General features: G+C 39.8%; 24 protein-coding genes and 1 pseudogene. 17 read left to right on the top strand and 8 right to left on the bottom strand.

What is annotated here, in order from left to right; all coding sequences use genetic code 11:
* The first annotated feature begins 90 nt into the window (after positions 1–90).
* The 10 genes from MSG95_RS16175 to MSG95_RS16130 all read left to right on the top strand — a co-directional run bounded on the left by MSG95_RS16175 (position 91) and on the right by MSG95_RS16130 (position 8,267).
* On the top strand, positions 91–930 hold the full coding sequence (locus tag MSG95_RS16175; RefSeq protein WP_139344746.1) for a metal ABC transporter solute-binding protein, Zn/Mn family: 840 nt from the start codon (positions 91–93) through the stop codon (positions 928–930).
* A gap of 170 nt (positions 931–1,100) precedes the next feature.
* Entirely contained in the window at positions 1,101–1,499 is a 399-nt protein-coding gene (locus MSG95_RS16170; RefSeq protein WP_004705940.1) for an ATP synthase subunit I, read from the top strand.
* Positions 1,500–1,603: 104 nt separating this feature from the next.
* Complete coding sequence (atpB, locus tag MSG95_RS16165; protein WP_004705939.1) at positions 1,604–2,479, top strand: F0F1 ATP synthase subunit A; 876 nt, start codon at positions 1,604–1,606, stop codon at positions 2,477–2,479.
* Positions 2,480–2,563: 84 nt separating this feature from the next.
* Entirely contained in the window at positions 2,564–2,809 is a 246-nt protein-coding gene (gene atpE / locus MSG95_RS16160; protein WP_000424060.1) for a F0F1 ATP synthase subunit C, read from the top strand.
* Positions 2,810–2,847: 38 nt separating this feature from the next.
* A complete protein-coding gene (locus MSG95_RS16155; RefSeq protein WP_002054137.1) occupies positions 2,848–3,318 on the top strand; it encodes a F0F1 ATP synthase subunit B in 471 nt (156 codons plus the stop codon).
* A 12-nt stretch (positions 3,319–3,330) separates the two neighbouring features.
* Entirely contained in the window at positions 3,331–3,867 is a 537-nt protein-coding gene (locus MSG95_RS16150; RefSeq protein ID WP_004705938.1) for a F0F1 ATP synthase subunit delta, read from the top strand.
* A gap of 46 nt (positions 3,868–3,913) precedes the next feature.
* On the top strand, positions 3,914–5,458 hold the full coding sequence (gene atpA / locus MSG95_RS16145; RefSeq protein ID WP_004705937.1) for a F0F1 ATP synthase subunit alpha: 1,545 nt from the start codon (positions 3,914–3,916) through the stop codon (positions 5,456–5,458).
* A gap of 77 nt (positions 5,459–5,535) precedes the next feature.
* Positions 5,536–6,405, top strand: coding sequence for a F0F1 ATP synthase subunit gamma (gene atpG, locus MSG95_RS16140; RefSeq protein WP_002114131.1), 870 nt, complete (start codon positions 5,536–5,538; stop codon positions 6,403–6,405).
* 30 nt (positions 6,406–6,435) lie between these two features.
* Positions 6,436–7,830, top strand: coding sequence for a F0F1 ATP synthase subunit beta (gene atpD / locus MSG95_RS16135; RefSeq protein WP_004705936.1), 1,395 nt, complete (start codon positions 6,436–6,438; stop codon positions 7,828–7,830).
* Between the two features lie 17 nt (positions 7,831–7,847).
* A complete protein-coding gene (locus tag MSG95_RS16130; RefSeq protein ID WP_004705935.1) occupies positions 7,848–8,267 on the top strand; it encodes a F0F1 ATP synthase subunit epsilon in 420 nt (139 codons plus the stop codon).
* Positions 8,268–8,328: 61 nt separating this feature from the next.
* Here the strand turns inward: MSG95_RS16130 and MSG95_RS16125 are convergent, their stop codons facing one another.
* The 4 genes from MSG95_RS16125 to MSG95_RS16110 form a co-directional block, all read right to left on the bottom strand.
* Positions 8,329–8,928 (bottom strand): hypothetical protein, encoded by a 600-nt coding sequence (locus MSG95_RS16125; RefSeq protein ID WP_077165029.1) that lies wholly within the window; start codon positions 8,926–8,928, stop codon positions 8,329–8,331.
* Between the two features lie 145 nt (positions 8,929–9,073).
* Complete coding sequence (locus MSG95_RS16120; protein WP_004705933.1) at positions 9,074–9,619, bottom strand: glutathione peroxidase; 546 nt, start codon at positions 9,617–9,619, stop codon at positions 9,074–9,076.
* A 120-nt stretch (positions 9,620–9,739) separates the two neighbouring features.
* Entirely contained in the window at positions 9,740–10,504 is a 765-nt protein-coding gene (locus tag MSG95_RS16115) for an AraC family transcriptional regulator (protein WP_077165028.1), read from the bottom strand.
* A gap of 20 nt (positions 10,505–10,524) precedes the next feature.
* The gene (locus MSG95_RS16110; RefSeq protein WP_039252932.1) at positions 10,525–11,739 is read right to left on the bottom strand and encodes an MFS transporter; all 1,215 of its coding nucleotides are present in this window, start codon (positions 11,737–11,739) and stop codon (positions 10,525–10,527) included.
* Between the two features lie 135 nt (positions 11,740–11,874).
* Here MSG95_RS16110 and MSG95_RS16105 point away from each other — a divergent pair, with 135 nt between their 5' ends.
* Both MSG95_RS16105 and MSG95_RS16100 read left to right on the top strand, forming a co-directional pair.
* Positions 11,875–12,528 (top strand): TetR/AcrR family transcriptional regulator, encoded by a 654-nt coding sequence (locus MSG95_RS16105; RefSeq protein WP_077164355.1) that lies wholly within the window; start codon positions 11,875–11,877, stop codon positions 12,526–12,528.
* A 106-nt stretch (positions 12,529–12,634) separates the two neighbouring features.
* A complete protein-coding gene (locus MSG95_RS16100) occupies positions 12,635–13,555 on the top strand; it encodes a DMT family transporter (RefSeq protein WP_077166207.1) in 921 nt (306 codons plus the stop codon).
* Between the two features lie 390 nt (positions 13,556–13,945).
* On the opposite strand, the gene MSG95_RS16095 is transcribed toward MSG95_RS16100, so the two are convergent.
* From MSG95_RS16095 to MSG95_RS16085, 3 genes are read right to left on the bottom strand one after another with little or no spacing between them, the layout of a single operon-like run.
* Positions 13,946–14,515, bottom strand: a complete 570-nt coding sequence (locus MSG95_RS16095; RefSeq protein WP_019458003.1) for an L-threonylcarbamoyladenylate synthase — start codon at positions 14,513–14,515, stop codon at positions 13,946–13,948.
* 50 nt (positions 14,516–14,565) lie between these two features.
* Positions 14,566–15,696 (bottom strand): DNA-processing protein DprA, encoded by a 1,131-nt coding sequence (dprA, locus tag MSG95_RS16090; RefSeq protein WP_077166209.1) that lies wholly within the window; start codon positions 15,694–15,696, stop codon positions 14,566–14,568.
* A gap of 20 nt (positions 15,697–15,716) precedes the next feature.
* Complete coding sequence (locus MSG95_RS16085) at positions 15,717–16,871, bottom strand: LysM peptidoglycan-binding domain-containing protein (RefSeq protein ID WP_077166210.1); 1,155 nt, start codon at positions 16,869–16,871, stop codon at positions 15,717–15,719.
* 122 nt (positions 16,872–16,993) lie between these two features.
* On the opposite strand from MSG95_RS16085, the gene def reads away from it, so the two are divergent.
* The 4 genes from def (at position 16,994) to MSG95_RS16065 (ending at position 20,435) form a co-directional block, all read left to right on the top strand.
* Positions 16,994–17,524 carry a peptide deformylase gene (def, locus tag MSG95_RS16080; RefSeq protein ID WP_004705924.1) on the top strand — a complete coding sequence of 177 codons (531 nt, stop codon included), beginning with the start codon at positions 16,994–16,996 and terminating at the stop codon, positions 17,522–17,524.
* 34 nt (positions 17,525–17,558) lie between these two features.
* A complete protein-coding gene (locus tag MSG95_RS16075) occupies positions 17,559–17,987 on the top strand; it encodes a DUF2946 family protein (RefSeq protein ID WP_039252946.1) in 429 nt (142 codons plus the stop codon).
* Positions 17,988–18,060: 73 nt separating this feature from the next.
* Positions 18,061–20,175 carry a TonB-dependent copper receptor gene (locus MSG95_RS16070; protein WP_151819655.1) on the top strand — a complete coding sequence of 705 codons (2,115 nt, stop codon included), beginning with the start codon at positions 18,061–18,063 and terminating at the stop codon, positions 20,173–20,175.
* Between the two features lie 53 nt (positions 20,176–20,228).
* Positions 20,229–20,435, top strand: coding sequence for a hypothetical protein (locus MSG95_RS16065; RefSeq protein ID WP_039252952.1), 207 nt, complete (start codon positions 20,229–20,231; stop codon positions 20,433–20,435).
* A 68-nt stretch (positions 20,436–20,503) separates the two neighbouring features.
* Here the strand turns inward: MSG95_RS16065 and MSG95_RS16060 are convergent, their stop codons facing one another.
* A complete protein-coding gene (locus tag MSG95_RS16060) occupies positions 20,504–21,718 on the bottom strand; it encodes an oxygenase MpaB family protein (protein ID WP_077166212.1) in 1,215 nt (404 codons plus the stop codon).
* A gap of 88 nt (positions 21,719–21,806) precedes the next feature.
* Here MSG95_RS16060 and MSG95_RS16055 point away from each other — a divergent pair.
* Positions 21,807–22,374 (top strand): annotated as a pseudogene (locus MSG95_RS16055) (TetR/AcrR family transcriptional regulator).
* Positions 22,375–22,641 lie beyond the last annotated feature (267 nt).

Raw genomic sequence — 22,641 nt, 5'->3', positions numbered from 1 at the left:
AAGCGATGCTTCATTCGATTAATCTTAGGTATTTTTGTAACTTTGTTATATTATAACATGCTTCGAGCTATTACTAATTGATGGTCTGTCATGTTCCGCGTTTTTGTTTTCAGTATGTTCTCTCTAATGAGTACGCTAGGTTGGAGTCAGGGTTTGGTTGTCTCTACACACCCAATCTATTTGATTGCAAAAGAAATTACTAAAGGTGTTGAAGAACCTCAGTTATTGCTACAAGGGCAAAGTGGGCATGACGTTCAATTGACCCCAGCACATCGTAAAGCAATCAATGATGCTTCTTTGGTAATTTGGTTGGGAAAAGCTCATGAAGCTCCTTTGAACAAATTGCTGAGTAACAATAAGAAAGCAATTTCTTTATTAGACAGTGGTATTCTTACTGTTTTGCCACAGCGTAATACGCGTGGCGTGGCGTTACCAAATACTGTAGATACACATGTCTGGTTAGAACCAAACAATGCAGTGCGAATTGGCTTTTTTATTGCGGCTTTGCGTTCGCAGCAGCATCCTGAAAGTAAAGCGAAATATTGGAATAATGCTAATGCATTTGCTCGGAATATGTTGCAGGCAGCTCAAGCTTACGATAGCTCAAGTAATGGTAAACCTTACTGGTCTTATCATGATGCTTATCAGTATTTGGAGCGCTCGCTTAATTTAAAGTTTGCAGGTGCTTTAACGGATGACCCGCATGTTGCGCCTACAGCGGCTCAAATTAAGTATCTTAATGATAATCGACCAAAACCTCAGATGTGTTTACTTGCAGAAATTTTCACAACAAAAGGTCAATATCAGAAACTGGGCAGTATTACCTTCCAACCCGTTGATGAAAGTATGAATAATGAGGGCGATTTTGTAACAGCATGGAAGAAACTGGCTATAAAAACCGATAAATGCGTATTAAATACGCAAAAGTAAGATAAAAAGTAAACAAAGGCTGACTGTAGCGTCAGCACCACCTGTCACGAAAAACCCCGACTAAAGTCGGGAAAAGATTGCATGTTCAGGGGTGTAACTCTATAATGCCTGCGATTAAAAGCGATCATCAGCTAAACTTGTCAAGCATTTATGCTGTGAGTGGATAAATAATGAGCCAAACTAGTCGCTTGATTGACCGACGATTAGCAAAAGCTTTGGTCTTCTTACAAGCATGCATGATCCCTGTTTCCGCACTTGTGGCGTGGAGCATAAAAGACATGACAGCAGCATTAAGTGCGGCACTTGGTGCATTGGTCTGCTGGCTTGCTACCAGTTATTTTGCGTGGCAATCCTTCAGAACAGCAGGTGCGAGAGCATCGAAACAAGTGCTGTCTAACATGTATAGGGGCATGTTAGGCAAATTTGCAATCATGATCGTTGGATTTATTTTGATTTTGAGCAATGTTAAACCTTTATCACCGTTAGCATTGCTGTTTGGTTTTATCCTCGTTCAAATGATGTCGTGGGTTGCTCCTTTTTGGGTTTCACGTCTACAAAAACGAGTATAGAAACAAGAAGAATTGAAGATTTTTTGGAGGGTGGCGAGATATCGACAGTACGCCGATGTTCGTTTCCCTTCTTTTTAGTAATTGACATTGACCAGGTGTGATTTATGGCTGCTGAAGAACATGCCCTCACTTCGACAGAGTATATCAAGCATCACTTGACCAATATGACCTATGGCAAAATGCCAGATGGTACATGGAAATTGGCTGAGACTGCTGAAGAAGCTCATTCGATGGGGTTCACTGCAATTCACTTGGATTCAATGGGTTGGTCAATTGGCCTTGGTGTGATTTTCTGTTTGTTATTTTGGATGGTTGCGAAAACTGCGAAAGCTGGTGTTCCAACAAAATTCCAATCTGCAATTGAAATGATCATTGAGTTTGTTGACTCAAGTGTCCGTGATACTTTTCATGGCAAATCACGTTTAATCGCTCCACTTGCACTCACTATTTTCGTGTGGATTTTCCTCATGAACTTAATGGACTTGATCCCAGTTGACTGGATTCCTCAAGTAGCTGCATTTATTGGTGCTAACGTATTTGGTATGAACCCTCACCACGTTTACTTCAAGATCGTTCCATCTACAGATCCAAACATTACCCTTGGTATGTCTTTATCTGTATTTGTACTTATCTTGTTCTACAGCATCCGCGAGAAGGGTGTTGGCGGTTTCGTAGGCGAGTTGGCACTTAACCCATTTAACCCAAGTAATCCAGTTGCAAAAGCGTTGCTTATTCCAGTGAACTTGATTTTGGAATTGGTAACATTCCTTGCTCGTCCTATTTCATTGGCTCTCCGACTGTTCGGTAACATGTATGCCGGTGAGTTAATCTTTATCCTGATTGCATTATTGCCGTTTTGGATTCAATGGGCGTTATCTGTGCCTTGGGCGATCTTCCACATTCTTGTAATCACGTTGCAGGCATTCATCTTTATGATGCTTACCATCGTTTACTTGAGCATGGCAAGCGAAAAACATTAATGGTATTGCCTAACTATCAAATGATGGTTGGGCTGAATTTTTTTAATTTAATTTGGTAATAACCTAACCTCTGAGGAATTTTTCATGGAACTCACTTTAGGTCTAGTTGCAATTGCATCTGCTATCTTGATCGCTTTCGGTGCTTTGGGTACTGCGATTGGTTTTGGTCTTTTGGGTGGTCGCTTTTTAGAAGCTGTAGCTCGTCAACCAGAATTAGCTCCACAACTTCAAACTCGTATGTTCTTAATCGCGGGTCTTCTTGATGCTGTGCCTATGATCGGTGTTGGTATTGGCTTGTTCTTCATCTTCGCTAATCCATTTGTAGGTTAATCAGCTTAATTCCTAAATCCACTATTTGAGGAATTGCAATGAATATCAACCTCACATTGATTGGTCAAGCGATTGCGTTTGCGTTTTTTGTCGCATTCTGCATGAAGTTTGTTTGGCCACCACTAATCAATGCGATTAGTGAGCGTCAGCGTAAAATCGCTGATGGCTTAAATGCAGCAGAAAAAGCGAAAGCTGACCTTGCCGATGCACAAGCGCAAGTGAAGCAAGAACTTGATGCAGCTAAAGCACAAGCGGCTCAATTGATCGAACAAGCGAACCGTCGTGCAGCGCAATTGATCGAAGAAGCTCGTACTCAAGCTGCGGCTGAAGGTGAGCGTATTCGTCAACAAGCTAAAGAAGTTGTTGATCAAGAGATCAATTCTGCTCGCGAAGAATTACGTCAACAAGTAGCTGCTTTGGCAGTAACTGGTGCAGAAAAGATCCTGAACCAACAAGTTGATGCAGAAGCTCATAACGCCATGCTGTCTCAGCTGGCTGCTAAACTTTAAGCGAGGCGAATTATGGCTGAACTCTTGACGTTGGCACGTCCGTATGCCAAAGCAGCATTTGCTTATGCTTCTGAGCAAGGTGCAACAGACAATTGGTCGAATGCGTTACAAGTGCTCAGTGCTGCGGTGCAAGACGAAGCATTTTCCGCTTATTTAAATCGCCCTGAACTTACTCCTGCGGAGCAAGTGAAGCTTTTTGCTAAAGTTTTAGGTGAAGATCAATCTCAAGCAGTGTCTAACTTTTTGACACTTCTTGCAGATAACGATCGATTAGTGTTGTTACCTGAAATTGCAGCAGAATATGAACAGCTTAAATCACAGAATAACAATACGGTTGATGTCGTGATTGAATCGGCGTTTCCGTTAACTTCTGTTCAGGAACAATTGCTTGCACATGCGTTAGAAAAACGCTTCAAGGCAGCAGTTAATGTTTCTGTAGAAGTTAATCCTGCTTTGATTGCAGGTGTGGTTATTCGTGCAGGCGATCAAGTGATAGATGATTCTGCGCTTAACAAGCTTGAAAAAATGCGTACTCGTCTTCTTGCATAATGCAAATGATGAAGACTGAACTAATAAAAGATTGAGGAATAGCGCAATGCAACAACTGAATCCATCCGAGATCAGTGCGCTCATTAAACAGCGTATCGGAGATCTGGACACCAGCGCGACCGCTAAAAACGAAGGTACCATTGTTATGGTATCCGACGGTATCGTGCGTATTCACGGTCTTGCTGATGCAATGTACGGTGAAATGATCGAATTCGACGGCGGCTTATTTGGTATGGCACTGAACCTAGAACAGGATTCAGTGGGTGCCGTTGTTTTAGGTAACTACCTAAGCCTTCAAGAAGGTCAAAAAGCTCGTTGTACAGGTCGTGTTTTAGAAGTTCCAGTTGGTCCTGAACTTCTTGGCCGTGTAGTAGATGCTTTGGGTAACCCGATTGATGGTAAAGGCCCAATTGATGCAAAATTAACTGATGCTGTTGAAAAAGTAGCACCAGGCGTAATTTGGCGTCAATCTGTAGACGAGCCTGTTCAAACTGGTTATAAATCAGTTGATACCATGATTCCTGTGGGTCGTGGTCAGCGTGAGTTGATTATTGGTGACCGTCAAACTGGTAAAACAGCAATGGCGATCGATGCGATCATCGCTCAGAAAAACTCTGGCATTAAATGTGTATACGTTGCGATTGGTCAAAAACAATCAACAATTGCAAACGTTGTACGTAAGCTAGAAGAAACTGGCGCTATGGCGTATACAACTGTTGTCGCTGCTGCGGCTGCTGATCCTGCTGCAATGCAGTATTTAGCTCCGTACTCTGGCTGTACAATGGGTGAATACTTCCGTGACCGCGGTGAAGACGCTCTTATCATTTATGATGATTTGTCTAAGCAAGCTGTTGCTTACCGTCAAATTTCATTGCTTTTACGTCGTCCACCAGGTCGTGAAGCGTATCCGGGTGACGTATTCTATCTTCACTCACGTCTTCTTGAACGTGCTTCACGTGTATCTGCTGACTACGTTGAGAAATTCACTAATGGCGCAGTAACTGGTCAAACTGGTTCTTTAACTGCATTGCCAATTATTGAAACTCAAGCGGGTGACGTATCTGCATTCGTACCAACGAACGTAATTTCGATTACTGACGGTCAGATCTTCTTAGAAACATCATTATTCAACGCAGGTATCCGTCCTGCTGTGAACGCGGGTATCTCTGTATCTCGTGTTGGTGGTTCTGCTCAAACTAAGATCATCAAAAAATTGTCTGGTGGTATCCGTACCGCTTTAGCACAATACCGTGAATTGGCTGCGTTTGCTCAGTTCGCTTCTGACCTTGATGAAGCAACTCGTAAGCAACTTGAACATGGTCAACGTGTAACTGAGTTAATGAAGCAAAAACAATATGCTCCTTACTCAATTGCTGACCAAGCTGTTTCTGTTTATGCATCTAACGAAGGCTATATGGCTGACGTAGAAGTTAAGAAAATCGTAGACTTTGATGCTGCGTTAATTGCTTACTTCCGTTCTGAATATGCTCCGTTGATGAAACAAATCGATGAAACTGGTGATTACAACAAAGACATCGAAGCAGCAATCAAAGCAGGTATTGAAAGCTTTAAAGCGACTCAAACTTACTAAGTTCAGTTTTAGTTAAGTTTGGTTCACGGATCAACCTTCGGAAGCTCGAAAGGGCTTTCGAATACTAGGTTAAGCGTATGGCAAATTTAAAAGAAATTCGCGCCAAAGTAGCTAGTATCAAGAGCACGCAAAAGATTACTCGCGCGATGCAAATGGTAGCTGCTTCTAAAATGCGTCGTGCGCAAGAGCGCATGGCTCAGGGCCGTCCGTATGCCGATAATATGCGCCGTGTAATTGCTCACTTGGTACAAGCAAACCCTGAATACAAACACCGTTATATGGTTGACCGCCCAGTTAAGCGTGTTGGCTATATCGTAGTGTCTTCAGATCGTGGTTTGGCAGGTGGCTTGAACATTAACTTGTTCAAGAAAGTTGTGCAGCATGTCAAAGCACAACAACAGCAGTCAATTGAAGTTGAATTTGCTTTAATTGGTCAAAAAGCGGTTTCGTTTTTTAAGAATTACGGCGGTAAAGTGCTTGGTGCAACTACCCAACTTGGCGATGCGCCGAGTTTGGAACAGTTAACTGGCTCAGTGCAAGTTATGCTTGATGCATTTGATAAAGGCGAATTAGATCGTATCTACCTCGTATCAAATGGCTTCGTTAATGCAATGACTCAGCAGCCTAAAGTAGAACAACTTGTTCCTTTAGCACCAGCAGAAGAAGGCGATGATCTCAACCGTACTTATGGTTGGGACTATATCTACGAACCAGAAGCAGAAGAATTGTTAAATGGTTTGTTGGTTCGCTATATCGAGTCTATGGTTTATCAAGGTGTGATTGAGAACGTTGCATGTGAGCAGTCAGCTCGTATGGTCGCGATGAAAGCAGCGACAGACAACGCAGGACAATTGATTAAAGACCTACAACTCATTTACAACAAGCTGCGTCAAGCCGCGATTACTCAGGAAATTTCCGAGATCGTTGGCGGTGCCGCTGCCGTTTAACATTATTAAGTTTGAATTGAGGAGACAGCAATGAGTAGCGGTCGTATCATTCAGATCATCGGCGCGGTTATCGACGTCGAGTTTGAGCGCACAAGCGTTCCTAAGATCTATGACGCTCTCCAAGTTGACGGTACTGAAACTACTTTAGAAGTTCAGCAACAACTTGGTGATGGTGTTGTTCGTACCATCGCAATGGGTTCTACAGAAGGTCTTAAACGTGGCCTTAATGTAACTAGTACAAACGCACCGATCTCTGTTCCAGTGGGTCCAGCTACGCTTGGCCGTATCATGGACGTTTTGGGTCGTCCTATCGATGAAGCAGGTCCTGTTGCGACTGAAGAACGTTTGCCGATTCACCGTCAAGCGCCTTCTTATGCTGAACAAGCAGCTTCTACTGACCTTTTAGAAACTGGTATTAAAGTAATTGACTTACTTTGCCCGTTTGCAAAAGGTGGTAAAGTTGGTTTATTCGGTGGTGCTGGTGTTGGTAAAACCGTTAACATGATGGAATTGATCAACAACATCGCAAAAGCACACTCAGGTTTATCTGTGTTTGCTGGTGTTGGTGAGCGTACTCGTGAAGGTAACGACTTCTATCACGAAATGAAAGATTCTAACGTTCTTGACAAAGTAGCAATGGTCTACGGTCAGATGAATGAGCCACCAGGTAACCGTTTACGCGTAGCGTTAACTGGTTTGACTATGGCTGAATACTTCCGTGATCAAAAAGACGAAAATGGTAAAGGTCGTGACGTATTATTATTCGTCGACAACATCTACCGTTATACACTTGCGGGTACTGAAGTATCAGCATTGTTAGGTCGTATGCCATCTGCGGTAGGTTACCAACCTACACTTGCAGAAGAAATGGGTGTTCTTCAAGAGCGTATTACATCTACTAAATCTGGTTCGATCACATCGATCCAAGCAGTATATGTACCTGCCGATGACTTAACAGACCCATCGCCTGCAACTACATTTGCTCACTTAGATGCAACAGTAGTATTGAGCCGTGACATCGCATCTTCTGGTATTTACCCAGCGATCGATCCACTTGACTCAACTTCACGTCAGTTAGACCCATTAGTTGTTGGTCAAGAGCACTATGAAATTGCGCGCGCAGTACAAAACGTATTGCAACGCTATAAAGAGCTTAAAGACATCATCGCAATCTTGGGTATGGATGAATTGGCAGAAGAAGATAAATTGGTTGTTTACCGTGCGCGTAAAATCCAACGTTTCTTCTCTCAACCATTCCACGTAGCTGAAGTATTTACTGGTGCTCCTGGTAAATTAGTACCACTTAAAGAAACGATTCGTGGCTTTAAAGGTCTATTAGCTGGTGAATACGATCACATCCCAGAACAAGCGTTCTATATGGTTGGTGGTATTGACGAAGTGATTGCTAAAGCTGAGAAACTCTAATTTAAGGAGATCATCTCATGGCGACTATGCAATGTGATATCGTAAGTGTTAAAGAGTCTATTTACTCTGGCGCAGTATCGATGTTAATCGCGAAAGGTGCAGGTGGTGAGCTTGGTATTTTGCCAGGACACGCTCCACTTGTTACTTTGCTTCAACCGGGCCCGATTCGTGTTCAGTTGGAAAATGGTACAGAAGAAATCGTCTATGTATCTGGCGGTGTTTTAGAAGTTCAACCTCATGTTGTAACGGTTCTTGCAGATACTGCTATCCGTGCTGACAATTTGGATGAAGCAGCAATTTTAGAAGCACGTAAAAATGCTGAACAATTGCTTGCAAACCAAAAGAGTGATTTGGACTCAGCTGCTGCTTTAGCATCTCTTTCAGAGATTGCAGGTCAGCTTGAAACAATCCGTAAAATCAAAAACCGCGCTCAATAAGACGCGGTTTGAGATTGAAAAAGCCACCTTACGGTGGCTTTTTTTATTGCTAAAAAGAAAATTAAGAATCAGTTTTTGAATCTGATTTGTCATCTCCTGCCACAATTAGTGCAGCAAGTTTGACCATATCCATTTGGATTGTATTGAGCTGTTTCTCAATTTGGTCGAAATCGATTTGTTCTAATTTTCCATTTAATAAAGGCATGCTTAAAACTTGTTGATTTGCTTGTAATAAGTTTTGACGAATATTTTCAACTTCCTGACTTTTAATATCTAAACTAAGTAGTGCTTGATTTAAGCCTTTTAACTGCTGTTTTAGTGTCGTTACAGTTGTTTTTAGCTCTTGCTGATCTTTATCTTGAATGGCTTGCTCAACATCAAGTTGAGTGTCCTTAAGCTTTTCAATATAGTCACCGGCTTTGAGTTGTAAGTTCGCAGCATCTCGAACAATATAAAAAACATTCCCATTTTTTAATTCATTTTTATTATTTTTAGGCAGAGTTTCTTCTTGAGAATTCTCAGTTTGATCTAGTGTTTGTTCAGTAGCTTGAGCAGAGTCTTGATCTTTTGCACGATCTTGTGCCTGATCACATCCAAGTAATAGCATACCTGAAGCAAAAATCACAAAAGGAAGAAATGCACCTTGTAAAACTTTTTTCATAACTACAAACAATACCAACTAAAGCAAGTGCGTACTATATGCATAAAATATGTAGAAATAAGGTATTGTTGCAAATGAACAACATTTTGACCAGACAATAAAAAAGAGTGCTGTAGCACTCTTTTTTATTAAATCGCTATAAAAATTATTTAGCTAGTTCTGCTTCAACTGCTTTTACAATTTGTTCATCGTCTGCTGTTAAGTTCGGTGCAAAACGAGCAACAACTTCACCATTTTTATTCACTAAGAATTTTTCAAAGTTCCATAAAACTTCTGGCGCTGGGTTAGTTGGAATACCTAGGCCTTCCAAACGCTCGCGGAAAGGACCTTCACCAACGCGTTCTGGTTGAGCTGTTGTGAGTGCTTGATAAAGTGGGTGTTTATCTTCACCTGCTACAGAAATTTTAGAAAAAAGTGGGAAATGAACATCGTAGTTTAATGAACAGAATTGTTGAATTTCTTCATCTGAACCAGGTTCTTGTTCTTTAAAGTTGTTTGCAGGAAAACCTAAGATTTCAAGACCTTGATCTTTCTTTGCTTGATAAAGCTTCTCTAAGCCTTCGTATTGTGGAGTTAAACCACATTTAGATGCTGTGTTTACGATTAATAAAACCTTACCTTTATATTGGTCAAGGTCAACCGCTTCGCCTGAAATGGCTTTTACTGGAATGTGATATACAGATTGAGTCATGAGTCTTTCCTAAAGATTGTAATTGATATCAAGTAACGCATTTGTTTTAACTGCTATTCCTGAGGAGTGCAATAATATTCGTGTTCAAAAATAAAAAGAGAAGAAAAAACTGTCCTCGATCTAATTGTTTCTGATTTGAACAGGTGTTTGGCCTGTATACCTTTTAAAAAATTCAATAAAACTAGAACTATGCTGATAACCTAAATCGTATGCTAAACGTTTAATCGACATGCCTTGTCGAATTTGATGAATGGCGTAAACAATTTTGGCTCGATTACGCCATTCTGATAATGAAAGTTGTAACTCTTGTTGGCTTAGACGCAATAAATGACGATCACTGACTGAAAAATTCTGAAGTAATTGCTGTAAAGAGTGATTAAAAAACAATGGGTCTGAAAGCTTTTCCAAAATTGGTAGTAAAACTGGATGACGTGTTTGGGGTAAGTAATGAGAATATGCTGTGGCTTGTTGTAACTGATCAAATAGAACTTGCAAAAGATGTTCTAAATATTCAGGTTTTCCATTTTGTTTTTGCTGTTCCACAATTTGTAAAACGAGGATTCGAAAGAAAGGCTGAATACTAAAACATTTACAGACATCACCTAAAATAGAACAGAGGCTAGGGTGTAGTCGAATACAGATATAGTGAATTTCATGATCGATATGAGTAGATTGATGAACTGTTTGAGGTGGAATCCAAAGTCCATAGCTTGGAGGAGATAAGTAGATTTGTTCTTCTACCTGCATTTCCAAAATACCATTCAAACTGAAATTAAAATCTCCCCAAAGTGAAGCATGAGGACGAACAATATCTTCTTTTTCATATAGAAATTCATGAACTTCTATATGGTTCAATAAGGAAAATTGTTGGCCCTCATTTTTCATCTATTTACTCTAAGTAATATTTAATTTTCACAAGTTACTTTAGGATTATTTAAGCCTTTGGCAAAAGTAAATGTACTAATTAATGCTAAAGCAACGAAGCTTAATACACCATAAATTAAAGTATTTTCATTGAAATGATCAACTACATAACCACCTAATAATGAACCTGTAGCAATCATGACTTGGAACATACCAACAAAGAGCGGCATACCTTTTTCTACGGCATGGGGTGCATGTACAAACATCCAAATATTGGCAGAGGTAGGGAAAGCACCAAATGCGAAGCCCCATAATGCAGTAAGTACGATTGCACCAAATTCATGAATAGCAAAGATAGGGAAGCCGAAAAACACGATTGCAAAACATGTTCCAACGAAGGCTAGAGTGTAACGGACATTTAAGTTACCGCTATATCCTGCAAACGCGTTTCCAAAAATACCGGCAATTCCGTAAAGCAATAATAATGAACTAATGGTGGTACCGTTAAATCCTGCAATATTCTTAAAGAAAGGTGCTAAATAGCTATAAGCACAGAAGTGAGCAAGACCAATTAATAAAACAATCAACATGCCACTACGTGCTTTAGGTGTGCGCAATAACGCAGGTAAATCACGAATATGAATTGCTGAGTCTGGTATAAGTTTAGGTAGGAAAATCAGTTGAAGTACGAGTACAACAAGACCGATCGCAGCGGTAATACCAAATGCACTACGCCAGCCATAAAACTCACTTAACCAAGTTCCAATTGGTACTCCTAATACAGTCGCAAAGGTTACACCAGCCATAACTACGGCAGTGGCTTTAGCAATAGGCAAATGTGCAGGTGCGAGCTTACCGCTTAATGCAATAGCTGTGGCCCAAAAACCACCGATTGAGATACCTAAAATTAAGCGGCTCAGTAATAAAACATGGAAGTTTTCAGCAAAAGCAGTAATGGTATTGGCAATGACCATAATTGCAGTGAGTAAAATAAGCACATAACGACGGTCAAGTTGTTTGACTGAAACAGGTAATAGCGGAGCTGCAATCGCTGCCATAATGCCAGGGACAGTAATAATAAGACCAGCTGTACCTACAGAAATATGCAAATCAGCCGCAACGCTATTTAAAACACCGACTGGTAAAAATTCACTTGTTACTAATGCAAATGCTGCAATGGCAACGGCCAAAATGGCAAACCAGCTCCCTTGAGTGGAGGTCGTGGGTCGTGCTTTAGAAGTAGTAGATTGTTCCATAAGAAATCCTGACTTGGCTAAATTCAAAGTGAAGAAAGACAAATTTTTAATTAACTAATGATCATTATGAAAATAAAATAGTTGATAAAAAATCGAACGTCAATTAATTTAATAACGATTGTTATAAAAATAGATGTGATCTTTATGACAAATAGGCATGAAACAGATCTTGTTGTTAATGAAGAAACGCTGAAAAAGAAGCGTGGACGCCCTAAATGCTTTGATGAGCAGCAAGTGTTAGAGAAGTCAATGTTACTTTTTTGGGAACACGGCTATGAAGCAACGTCGATTAGTGATTTAACGCAGGCTTTAGAAATTACAGCACCAAGCTTATACAGTACTTTTGGTGATAAGGCAGGCTTGTTTTATAAGAGTATTGATTACTACTTAGCTCATGAAGCATGTCCTATAGAAACAATTTTTTTAGAAGCCAAAACAGCAAAAATTGCTTTTGAATTATATCTTTATGACAATGTAAAAAGATTGGTTCAACCTAATAAGCCAGCTGGTTGTATGTTGGTAGTTGCAGCTATGAATTGTTCTGATGCAACGCAAGACGTACAGCAAAATTTATTAGATAAGAGAATAAAGACCAAAGAAAAGTTATTAAAACGTCTAGAACAGGGTGTAGAACAGGGTGACTTAGCTGCCGATGCACCTCTTCAAGAAATGACAGATTTCTATGCTACAGTTATTCAAGGGCTGACGATTCAAGCGAGAGATGGCGCGAGTACCGAGCAACTACACAAAGTGGTAGAGCATGCTATGAAAGCTTGGGCATTATTTTAAAAAAATTAGTAATGTCCTAAGTTCAATATCAATGTCGGAAATGCGATATTTCAATTTATTAAGACATTCTCCAAAATAAAATCTCTTTTGTAGAGGGTGTATTACTATGAGTCAGGTCATGAAATATCACAAATGGGCATTTATTTTCCCCATTTTGGCAGTATTGATTTGGTCTTTAAATATTGTAGTCACTCGATACGTCTCGGATTATATCTCTCCGGTGAGCATTAGTTTTTATCGATGGCTAATTGCTTTTATCATTTTGACTCCATTTATGATTGTGTCAGTTTGGAGACAGAGACAGTTAGTAAAACCATATTTGCTTAAGCTTGCTGTGCTAAGTGCATTTGGAATGGTGCTCTATCAAGGTCTTGCTTACACAGCAGCTCACTATACCACTGCAACTAATATGGGGATTGTGAACGCATTCATTCCTATTTTTACTATTTTTGTTTCTCTTGCGATTTTAAAAGATGTGCCTAATCGATTTGCAGTTTTTGGCAGTATTTTATCTTTCGCAGGTTTGCTATATGTCATGTCCCAAGGAGATATTCATAAGCTGTTAAGTGGTGGTGGACATCTTGGTGATGCATTAATGATTATTGCCGTGTTCTTCTACGCATTTTATGGAGTCTTCCTTAAAAAATGGCAGCTGCCACTTCCAATCATGACAAGCTTATATGTGCAGATTGGGTTTTCTGTGATATTTCATTTGCCTTTAATTTTCTGGTTTGGTCTTGATGGCTTGAATGCTGCAAATGCGCCAAGTGCAATTTATGCTGGAGTATTTGCCTCTTTAATTGCGCCGTTAGTTTGGATGCTGGCCGTACAACAACTTGGCCCAAATAGAACCAGCATCTTCATGAACTTGGTTCCTGTCTTTACGGCAGTCATTGCAAGCGTTTGGTTATCTGAACAGTGGACCATTTACCATACCTTAGGTGGCATCGTGATCTTAATTGGTATCATTATGGCTCAAAAAAAGGTCAGTGTTAAAAAAACAGACTTAATCCAAGAGCAAAACTAAAGTCATTAAAAAAACTATGGCATATTTTTGAAAAAACTGATGAAAATATGCCATTTTTTTCTTAGTTAAAGTTTTTCTATATGATTTATAAATAGATTATAAAAACAAGTTGAAATATAAATATTAAAAAAGACGAGTAAAAATATTAATATAATTTTAACTTATAAGCGAAAAAATCTAAATTCCCTACACTTTTCATGCTTTTTTTAGAGAAATTATATATTTCTCTACGATAGTCTCTTACCACATAATAGCGTCCACTACGAAAGACGCTATTTTAAGCAATTTTTCTTTCGTTCCAGAGATATCCAAACCCTCTGGATGCGGTATATACCCATCCTTTTTTATGCTCAGTTATCCCTATATAACTGAGCTTTTTTTTGTCTACAATTAAGGACGAATGACTTCACCAGTTAATGCATTAATGATTCGGCTTGGTTGCTGACTTTGCCCTAAGTCGCCATTGAGATAGTTTAATTGTGAACCAAAGTATTGGCAGGCATCTTGTAGTGAATGAGCAGGTTCTTGTCCACTAGGATTAGCACTCGTCGACACAATAAAACCATGAAAAGCGTTGCACAATGCCACACATAAAGGATGTGTTGTTACTCGTACAGCAACAAGAGGATGTTCGCCCTTAATCCATGAAGGAATATGTTGATCAGCTGGCAATAACCAAGTCGTAGCTCTTTCTGATGGTTGATGATTAGACCAGCAGTCAATGATCTCTTGTTGAGTCGTTTGAGGTAAAGAAGTCAGCAAATGCTCGACTTGACTAATGTGCCCAGCTAATAAAATGACGCCTTTTTCGATAGGACGCTGCTTCAATTCAAGAATTTTTTGAAAAGCTTGCTCATTAAACGGGTCACAGCCTAGTCCCCAGACTGCCTCAGTTGGATATGCCAAAACTTGACCTTGTTGTAAACATTCGGCTGCTTCGGTCACTGAGGTCGTAATCATGGTAATACTTTCCTTTCAATCAAACAGAGTCGTTATTGTGCGCTCTAATATTAAGAACGACAACGTAAATACAATCCTGATTGTTGCATACATAAACCGAGTAGTTCTAGTTCCATCAATGATGAGATGAGTTCAGAAACAGGTTGTGAATGGTGCAAAACAAGCTGGTCAATATTTTGGCCTACCCAGTCTAAAGACTGATAAAGATTAATCAAATGCTCTGGAATTTCTGGGGTGCAAGAAACGATTGCCTCCTCTGTTGAGTTTTGTTGGCTCTGCCATTGGGTGGGTAGGGCGAGGTCTTCAATAATTTGTTCAGGGTGATCGACTAAAATTGCACCTTCACGAATAAGTTGATGGCAACCTTGATGAAATTCACTGTAAATATGACCGGGAATGGCAAATACGATTTTGCCTTGCTCAGCTGCTTTATTGGCAGTAATGAGGGAGCCACTTTTTAAAGTCGCTTCTACAACTAATACGCCTAAACTCAGACCGCTAACAATTCGGTTTCTACGCGGAAAATGCTGCTGTAGTGGTGGTGTTCCCGGTAAAAACTCACTAATGATGGCGCCGTTCTGAGCCAGAATATGTTCTGCCAATTTTTTATTTTGAGCTGGATAGGTACTGTCTAAACCTGTACCTGTCACCGCTATCGTACGTTGATGAACAGATGCACCTTGATGAGCTGCTTCATCAATGCCGTATGCCAAGCCGCTACTCACATAAAAACCTTTTTCACTTAAATAATAGGCAAAATCATAAGCCACCTGACGACCATGTGGGCTAGGTTTTCGGCTACCGACAATCGCAATTTGCGGTTGTAATAATGCTTGTGCCTGACCTTTTCCAAAAATAACAGGTGGATGATCTATATAAGGGAGTAATTGAGTTGGATAGCCAGCATCATCTGGCGTTAAAATAAAATCAGTATGCTGCTGAACTTGTTGTATAAGTCGTTCAAACTCGGTTTGACCTTGCGCCGTTTGAAACTCGTTTAGACGCTTTAAGTGATTAGCATGTAAGCCAAGAGATTGCCACTTTGCTAAACCATCAGGTTGAGTGGCTTTTTCACAGTCTCCAAAATAATCAATAATTTTTTTGAAGCTAACTAATGAGTGTTGCACCAAATACCACACTTTAAGTGTGTGGTAATGGTGTGAAGAAAGTTGGGTAAGCATTGTAAATGGTACATCCAGCACTAATCAGTAAAACGAGGTGGCTGAATGCTTGAACCGACTTTAATTGGTAAGTTGCTTTCTAGAACATAAGCATAGCTCAGCTGATCAAAAGTCCTAAAGACCATTAAACTACCAATTTGTTGACCAGGGAGCTGAATTGGTTCTTTTGTTTTTGGATCGCGAATGGTCTCGCCTTGTTGATCAATATCAAAAACCTGACCAACCTGAACACCTTGTGCTGTACCGCGGTCTAAAGTCACGACACTATTTTTTGCAGCTCTACCAATTGATCCCATGACCCGAATAATTTTGCCGCCGTCAGTTACTTGTTTAGCATCTACGGGGTAAAATAATGTTGGTAAATTAGCTTGTTCTTCAGGCATAACACGATCGCCACGACGTACTTCACCATCATAGCTATCGGTAAGTTCTAATGTGGTAATGTCTTTTTCAGTAGACATCGCAACACCAGAAGCAACCTGTGACAGCTCTATGCCTAAACTATGCTTTTTACCTTTACTGTCTGTGAAATAGTAAGGTTCGCCTTCGCGATAAACAGCATAGCGCTGACCTTCAACTAGACCTTTTCCTCTTGCATAAATAGTTTGGCCTTTTCCTGCAAGTACACGTTGATCTGCTGTCCCAACAATGTAAGGTGTGTTGGCAATTGAATCGGCTGGTAAAATAGTACTGTGCTCTAACCACTGTTTAATATGTTCAAGTGGAATAACCGGTACACTATTATTTAATGCTTCGACACGAACTTGTGGTTGCAAGTTTGTGGTTTGGCCTGTGTAACGACGAATAATACCTACACAGCCATCTCCTTCATCTTTACCTACCAATGGTCGTCCATCTAAGCTGCATAGTAGTAATCTGTCACCTGGATAAATCCAGTGTGGATTTTTCACATGTTGATTGCTTGCCCAGATTTCAGGCCAACGCCATGGTTTATTTAGAAAATGACCGGAAATATCCCATAGGGTATCTCCACGTTTTACAACATACACATTGGGTGCATTGCTTTTAAGAGAAGGCGGATTATGATTCGGACTGGCAGCATGAACCTCTGCTACCGTACCAAATGCAACCCCTGTACAGAGTGCTAAAGCAAGTAAATGCTTTTTTATCCCCAAAGCATGAAATTGAACCATGCCGTCAAAAACCTTTTTCATTATGATAATTCCTAAAAATTATGCGTGCAGATGCGTTATAATAGGCGGCTAACACACAATTTTTCGATGAAGTATTTCCTTCATTTGGTTTTTTAATCAATGGCATAAGTGAGGACGTCAGTATGGCCTTATTACCTATTTTAAGTTTTCCTGATCCCCGTCTTCGTACCATTGCTAAGCCTGTTGAAGAAGTTACTGATGAAATTCGTCAACTTGCAGCAGATATGCTTGAAACCATGTATGCGGCACCAGGTATTGGTTTAGCAGCTTCTCAGGTCGATCGTCATATTCAGCTTATCGTCATAGATTTGTCTGAATCTAAAGATGAACCTTTGGTTTTCATTAACCCCAAAATAACTCCACTGACTGAAGAGACGCAGCCGTACGAAGAAGGCTGTCTATCAGTGCCACAAATATACGACAAAGTTGATCGCCCGTCACGTGTGAAAATCGAGGCAATTAACCTTGAAGGTCAAGCATTTGAGATAGAAGCTGACGGACTTCTCGCTGTTTGTATCCAACATGAAATGGATCACTTAAAAGGCAAATTGTTTGTGGATTATTTGTCGCCACTTAAACGTCAGCGCGCACGTGAAAAAGTCGAAAAGATTGTTCGTCAACGCGAGCGTGAAAAAGTTGCGGTAAAACGTTAAAAGTTTTTCAAACATTATAATGTGGATGTGATTTTTGGTTTTTCGTAGTGGTCTGTTGCTCGCATGTGCAGCAGTGTTTTTACAGATTGCGGTATTTCTACAGCCGCTATTACCGAAGCAATATCAAATTGCTCCGGTCTGTGAAACTATTACCCGTGCTTTGCTTAAACCCAAGGCACAGACGGAAACCATGTCACATGCCATGCATCATTCACATCACGAACACCATATCGAACAGGCACAAGTACCTGAACATCATGACCACCATGATGCAAATCACCAGTGCCAATATTGTACCGTCTATGCCAATCTCGTTTTACCACCTGAATTTGGCGTAAAAGAGGTACTTGTTCGTATACAAGTTCGCTTAGTCGCCTATCAACAAGCATTTCGACATGTTTATTTTGCACTACAGCGACTCTTCTTACTCCCGCAAGGGCGTGCACCGCCTCTATTTGCATAAATAAAAGCAATTTTTTGTTGGGGTCTTCATTGACTTCAATATCACTTTATTTATGTTTTAGAGCGTATAAAAAATGCCACATTCTAAATTCTTATTACAGCCTTTATGGGTTGCGATGCTTGCTGTCTCTCATTCGGGTTTCGCTTTTGCCGATTCAGAAAAAAATGATGCCGATTCAAAATCGCTTCATTCATTAGCACCTATTGTTGTTACAGCACAGCAAGGAAACGATGCAAATGGTTTGATTGTACATGCAGACCCGAAACAGCCAATTCAGCCAGTACCTGCTACAGATGGGGCAGACTATCTACAAAGTATTATGGGTTTTAACTCAATACAAAGTGGTGGAACAAATGGTGATGTGACATTCCGAGGCATGTTTGGTTCACGCATCAAAATTTTGACAGATGGAACGGAAAACCTAGGTGCATGTCCAAACCGTATGGATGCTCCAACTTCTTATATCTCTCCAGAAAGTTATGACCGTATTTCTGTCATTAAAGGTCCGCAAACTGTTCAATATGCCAATACAGGTTCGGCAGCAACAGTCCTGTTTGAACGTCAGCCTGAAAAGCTCACCTCTGAAAAACCTTATCGTGGACAAGCGAGTGTTTTACTAGGCTCATATGGACGTATTGATCATAATGTTGAAGCGGCCGTTGGTGATGAGAAAAAATATATCCGTTTAAATGCCAACCGTTCAGAGTCCAATAGTTATCAAGATGGTGACGGCAATACCGTACCTTCAGCATGGAAGAAGTGGAATGCTGATGTAGCACTTGGCTTTACTCCAGATGAAAACACGTGGATCGAGCTCACGGGTGGGAAATCGGATGGTGAATCGCTTTATGCTGGGCGTTCTATGGATGGTTCTCAGTTTGCACGTGAAAGCTTAGGGCTACGTTTTGAAAAGAAAAATATCACTGATGTCATTAAGAAAATTGAAGGGCAGGTGAACTACAGCTATAACGACCATATCATGGATAACTTTAGCTTACGTACTCCGCCATTAGTTGAAATGAATCATGGTGGTATGACCATGCTCATGCCAAACGCGATGGCAATGGAAGTGACACGCCGTACACTAAACTCGCGCTTGGCCATGACCTCTGAATGGAATAAGTGGAGCCTAATCACAGGTGTAGATTCTCAATTTAATCAACATGGCGGTGGCATGTCATCGCCAAATATGCCTTCAATGAATATTCCATATCGTCAAGATATGCGTTTTCAATCATACGGTGCTTTTGGTGAACTTGGTTATCAATGGAACGATCTCAATAAACTAGTTACAGGTGTGCGTTTAGATCGAGTCACAGTTGAAGATGAACGTGCCGACTCTAAAGCACAAGGCTTTAATACAAAGCTTGAAAAGACGTTACCGAGTGCATTCGTCCGTTGGGAAAATCAACATCCTGAGCATGACTTAAAAAGCTATATTGGTTTAGGTTATGTAGAGCGTATGCCTGATTATTGGGAGCTTTTCTCGCCTAAACATGGTAACGCTGGCTCAACCAATACCTTTAACGGTGTCAACCCTGAGAAAACATTGCAGTTGGATCTAGGCTTCCAGCAACAACATGGAGCTTTAAATACATGGGCTTCAGCTTATGCAGGTTTAGTAGATGACTACATCTTAATGAGTTACCACCATCACCCAAGTATGGGAATGGGTGGGCATGATATGAGCAATGATATTACTGCGGGTGCCAAAAATGTTGACGCGACTATTGCTGGTGCAGAGGCGGGTATTGGATACCAATTTACTGACCATATTCAAGCAGATTTGAGTGCAATGTATGCATGGGGTAAAAACACTACAGATGACAAGCCGCTACCTCAAATTTCACCTTTAGAAGGTCGCCTAAATATTCGCTATGTAGCTGATAAGTATAACTTGGGTCTGTTGTGGCGAGCGGTTGCTGAGCAAAACCGTGTGAGTCTACATCAAGGTAATATCGTGGGATATGATCTAAAACCAAGTAAAGGTTTTTCAACTCTTTCTCTAAACGGAAGTTACAACCTTCGTAAAGATATTGATGTCTCTGTTGGCATCGATAACGTATTAGATAAGACCTACACAGAACACTTAAATAAAGCGGGTAGTGCAGGCTTTGGATTTGCGAGCGAAGAGCAGTTCAATAATATCGGAAGAAATTATTGGGTTCGTATGAGCATGAAGTTTTAAACAGCTTAATGAATTAAATGAACTGAAAGAATTAATTTAAAGAGAGAAATGAAATGACAAATAAATTATCGCCTGAACAATCTTGGTGGGGATGGAAGTTACTTATTGTAGCTTCTATCTTAGCCTTACTATTTATGCTTATTTTCTACTGGGCAATTAATAATGAACCAGACTATATGCCAAGTCAAAAGAATAAGCAGATGATGGAGTCACATGAGCAAATGAATCACGCAGAAATGCACAGTTCATCAGCTCAATAGGCTCCTTAATATTTAAAAATGGAAGTCCGGATAACGGGCTTCCATTTTTTATTTTTAGGTTTTAAAAACTATTGATGCATACTCGCTAAGGTTTTTGCCTTGCCTTGATTTTCATAAAGACGTAGGCCAAGTTTCTGTAGATTACGACCTGATTGAGTTAAAAAAAATTCAACTTTTGGTGAAATTTTTGCGCCGTTAAAAAGTACTGAATTACGCAAAATCAGATAATAAGCAAACCATGGAGCAGACTGTTGAGGCAATCCAAGTAATTTCATCCGTTTCTTACCAATAAAAAATTGGGTAAGTTCTAAATGTTGTCGATAAGCAAGCTTCTGCTGCAAAGAGCGCAGATGCAGATATTTTCTTTCAAAAGGTTCTTTTGACAAGCTTGATCCTAACTCAACACTGCTGTGATCGGAGTGAGGATGAGCAAACTGCATCCAATAAAGTAATCGCCAGCCTTCAGTTTCAGATTGAATAAGCCATTTTTCATCAATACCCATTAACCATCCGACATAACGCCAAAAATGCAAAAAACTCTTGGCTTCTTGTTTGGTTGGCCAGATACCTAAAGCTCTCATACCAAGTAAAACTACACTGCTAAAAGCCAAATTAGTCATGGCTAAATCAAACTGATTAAGAGGAATTCCCCAAACGTCACTATTCCAACGATCAGACTTTTTTAATTGTCGGCGAACAAGAGCATGAATAAAACGAACATAAATCGTTGAAGTAAAACCTGAGCTTAAACGATCAAGTCCTTGAGGTTCAGTAATATCAACCCACCATTTTGTAGTTTCTGCTAAACGAGTACCTGCCTGTTTCTTTAGTGCGCCTGTTAAAATTAAGGGTTGATTAAATCCAGGATATAAATATCCCGCCATTAAAGATAAATCTCTAAGAATAAAACCATTATTTATTCCTAAACGATGAGTAAATTTAACAGCCGCATCAATTTGGCGCTGATCTAACCACTCAGGCTTTTGTTCAATGTAATTAAAGAAATTTTCTAACTCAGTAGGTATAGGCTCGAATAGGTCATTACGGCCTTGAAATAATATCTTTTCAAAAATCATGCGATGATCTTTGGGGTTTTGCATAACCCAATCAATCACCTTATCCATTTCAACGTCCCCTTCACAAAGAGCACGTTGTAAAGATACATATTCCGTATAGTTGGGTTGTACAGGTTTTTCACAACAGATATTTAAAAACTGAGTAAAGAAATTACTATCTTGCATATCATTAAAAGAAGCAAGTCGAGTCGGGCTAATCATTTGCATATCGTTACTTACTTATTGATCTGAATAATAAATAGGCTAATATGAATAATTATTCGCATTCAATTCGTATTTAACGAATAAAAAAACGATGAGAAAAGTCCCACAGCAACAGCGTTCAAAAGTTATTGTTGACCATATCTTAGAGGCAACACAGCACTGTATTGCCCAATATGGATTGCTTCATACCACAACTCCTAAAATTGCAGAGAAATCTGGAGTAAGTGTAGGCTCGATTTACCAATACTTTGAGAATAAAGATCAAATCATAGAAGAACTATTGCGCCGTAAAAGCGAACTATTAGGACAACAACTCAAAGAATTAGTTATGCATCAAGGAAATATTCCTTTAGATCTGCTTATTCCCTTGGCGATAGAGCTAGGATTTAATGCATTAAAAGCCGATCACGGATTTTTTATAGAAGTACTGAAACATTGGCATGACTATAGTCATTCGCAAGCTGCTCAGATTTTAGAGAAGCATTTTTTTGAAGTGGGACTATATACATTTAGTAGAAATCCTCATCAGTGGGACTTCGAACAAGTGAAACATAAATCCTTTGTAATTATTAATAGTACGCTTTTTACGATGATGCGTTACGTGAGTCAGAATAATTTTCTCATATCAGAACAACAACTTAAGCAAGAATTATCGATGATGATACTGGCTTATTTGGGTCAAAAATAAATATTTAAAATAATTATCAATATAAAACAATAACTTAACCTAATACTTGATTTAAAAGTGAACGCTCAAGTCATAAGTTTTTAATTTTCGCTTGCAACTGGTTCTTAATCCTCTATAATGCACATCCATCGGCGGTGATGCAGATAGAAACTTGTTGAAAAACAGTTACTTGTGATTAAGTTGGTTGCTTTAAGTGATGAATTTGATGATAAGGTGGTTTGAAAAATAAGTTTTAAAA

It is taken from the genome of Acinetobacter sp. IK23 (assembly GCF_035615275.1).
In the GTDB taxonomy this organism is placed as follows: domain Bacteria; phylum Pseudomonadota; class Gammaproteobacteria; order Pseudomonadales; family Moraxellaceae; genus Acinetobacter; species Acinetobacter seifertii.
Note: the sequence above shows the minus strand (reverse complement) of the source record. Positions and strands in the feature narration are given on the sequence as shown.

Excerpts from the sequence above, each read along its gene's own strand:
- MSG95_RS16175 (WP_139344746.1), top strand. The coding sequence starts at position 91 with ATGTTCCGCGTTTTTGTTTTCAGTATGTTCTCTCTAATGAGTACGCTA.
- MSG95_RS16170 (WP_004705940.1), top strand. The coding sequence starts at position 1,101 with ATGAGCCAAACTAGTCGCTTGATTGACCGACGATTAGCAAAAGCTTTG.
- atpB (WP_004705939.1), top strand. The coding sequence starts at position 1,604 with ATGGCTGCTGAAGAACATGCCCTCACTTCGACAGAGTATATCAAGCAT.
- atpE (WP_000424060.1), top strand. The coding sequence starts at position 2,564 with ATGGAACTCACTTTAGGTCTAGTTGCAATTGCATCTGCTATCTTGATC.
- MSG95_RS16155 (WP_002054137.1), top strand. The coding sequence starts at position 2,848 with ATGAATATCAACCTCACATTGATTGGTCAAGCGATTGCGTTTGCGTTT.
- MSG95_RS16150 (WP_004705938.1), top strand. The coding sequence starts at position 3,331 with ATGGCTGAACTCTTGACGTTGGCACGTCCGTATGCCAAAGCAGCATTT.
- atpA (WP_004705937.1), top strand. The coding sequence starts at position 3,914 with ATGCAACAACTGAATCCATCCGAGATCAGTGCGCTCATTAAACAGCGT.
- atpG (WP_002114131.1), top strand. The coding sequence starts at position 5,536 with ATGGCAAATTTAAAAGAAATTCGCGCCAAAGTAGCTAGTATCAAGAGC.
- atpD (WP_004705936.1), top strand. The coding sequence starts at position 6,436 with ATGAGTAGCGGTCGTATCATTCAGATCATCGGCGCGGTTATCGACGTC.
- MSG95_RS16130 (WP_004705935.1), top strand. The coding sequence starts at position 7,848 with ATGGCGACTATGCAATGTGATATCGTAAGTGTTAAAGAGTCTATTTAC.
- MSG95_RS16125 (WP_077165029.1), bottom strand. The coding sequence starts at position 8,928 with ATGAAAAAAGTTTTACAAGGTGCATTTCTTCCTTTTGTGATTTTTGCT.
- MSG95_RS16120 (WP_004705933.1), bottom strand. The coding sequence starts at position 9,619 with ATGACTCAATCTGTATATCACATTCCAGTAAAAGCCATTTCAGGCGAA.
- MSG95_RS16115 (WP_077165028.1), bottom strand. The coding sequence starts at position 10,504 with ATGAAAAATGAGGGCCAACAATTTTCCTTATTGAACCATATAGAAGTT.
- MSG95_RS16110 (WP_039252932.1), bottom strand. The coding sequence starts at position 11,739 with ATGGAACAATCTACTACTTCTAAAGCACGACCCACGACCTCCACTCAA.
- MSG95_RS16100 (WP_077166207.1), top strand. The coding sequence starts at position 12,635 with ATGAGTCAGGTCATGAAATATCACAAATGGGCATTTATTTTCCCCATT.
- MSG95_RS16095 (WP_019458003.1), bottom strand. The coding sequence starts at position 14,515 with ATGATTACGACCTCAGTGACCGAAGCAGCCGAATGTTTACAACAAGGT.
- dprA (WP_077166209.1), bottom strand. The coding sequence starts at position 15,696 with ATGCTTACCCAACTTTCTTCACACCATTACCACACACTTAAAGTGTGG.
- MSG95_RS16085 (WP_077166210.1), bottom strand. The coding sequence starts at position 16,871 with ATGAAAAAGGTTTTTGACGGCATGGTTCAATTTCATGCTTTGGGGATA.
- def (WP_004705924.1), top strand. The coding sequence starts at position 16,994 with ATGGCCTTATTACCTATTTTAAGTTTTCCTGATCCCCGTCTTCGTACC.
- MSG95_RS16070 (WP_151819655.1), top strand. The coding sequence starts at position 18,061 with ATGCCACATTCTAAATTCTTATTACAGCCTTTATGGGTTGCGATGCTT.
- MSG95_RS16065 (WP_039252952.1), top strand. The coding sequence starts at position 20,229 with ATGACAAATAAATTATCGCCTGAACAATCTTGGTGGGGATGGAAGTTA.
- MSG95_RS16060 (WP_077166212.1), bottom strand. The coding sequence starts at position 21,718 with ATGCAAATGATTAGCCCGACTCGACTTGCTTCTTTTAATGATATGCAA.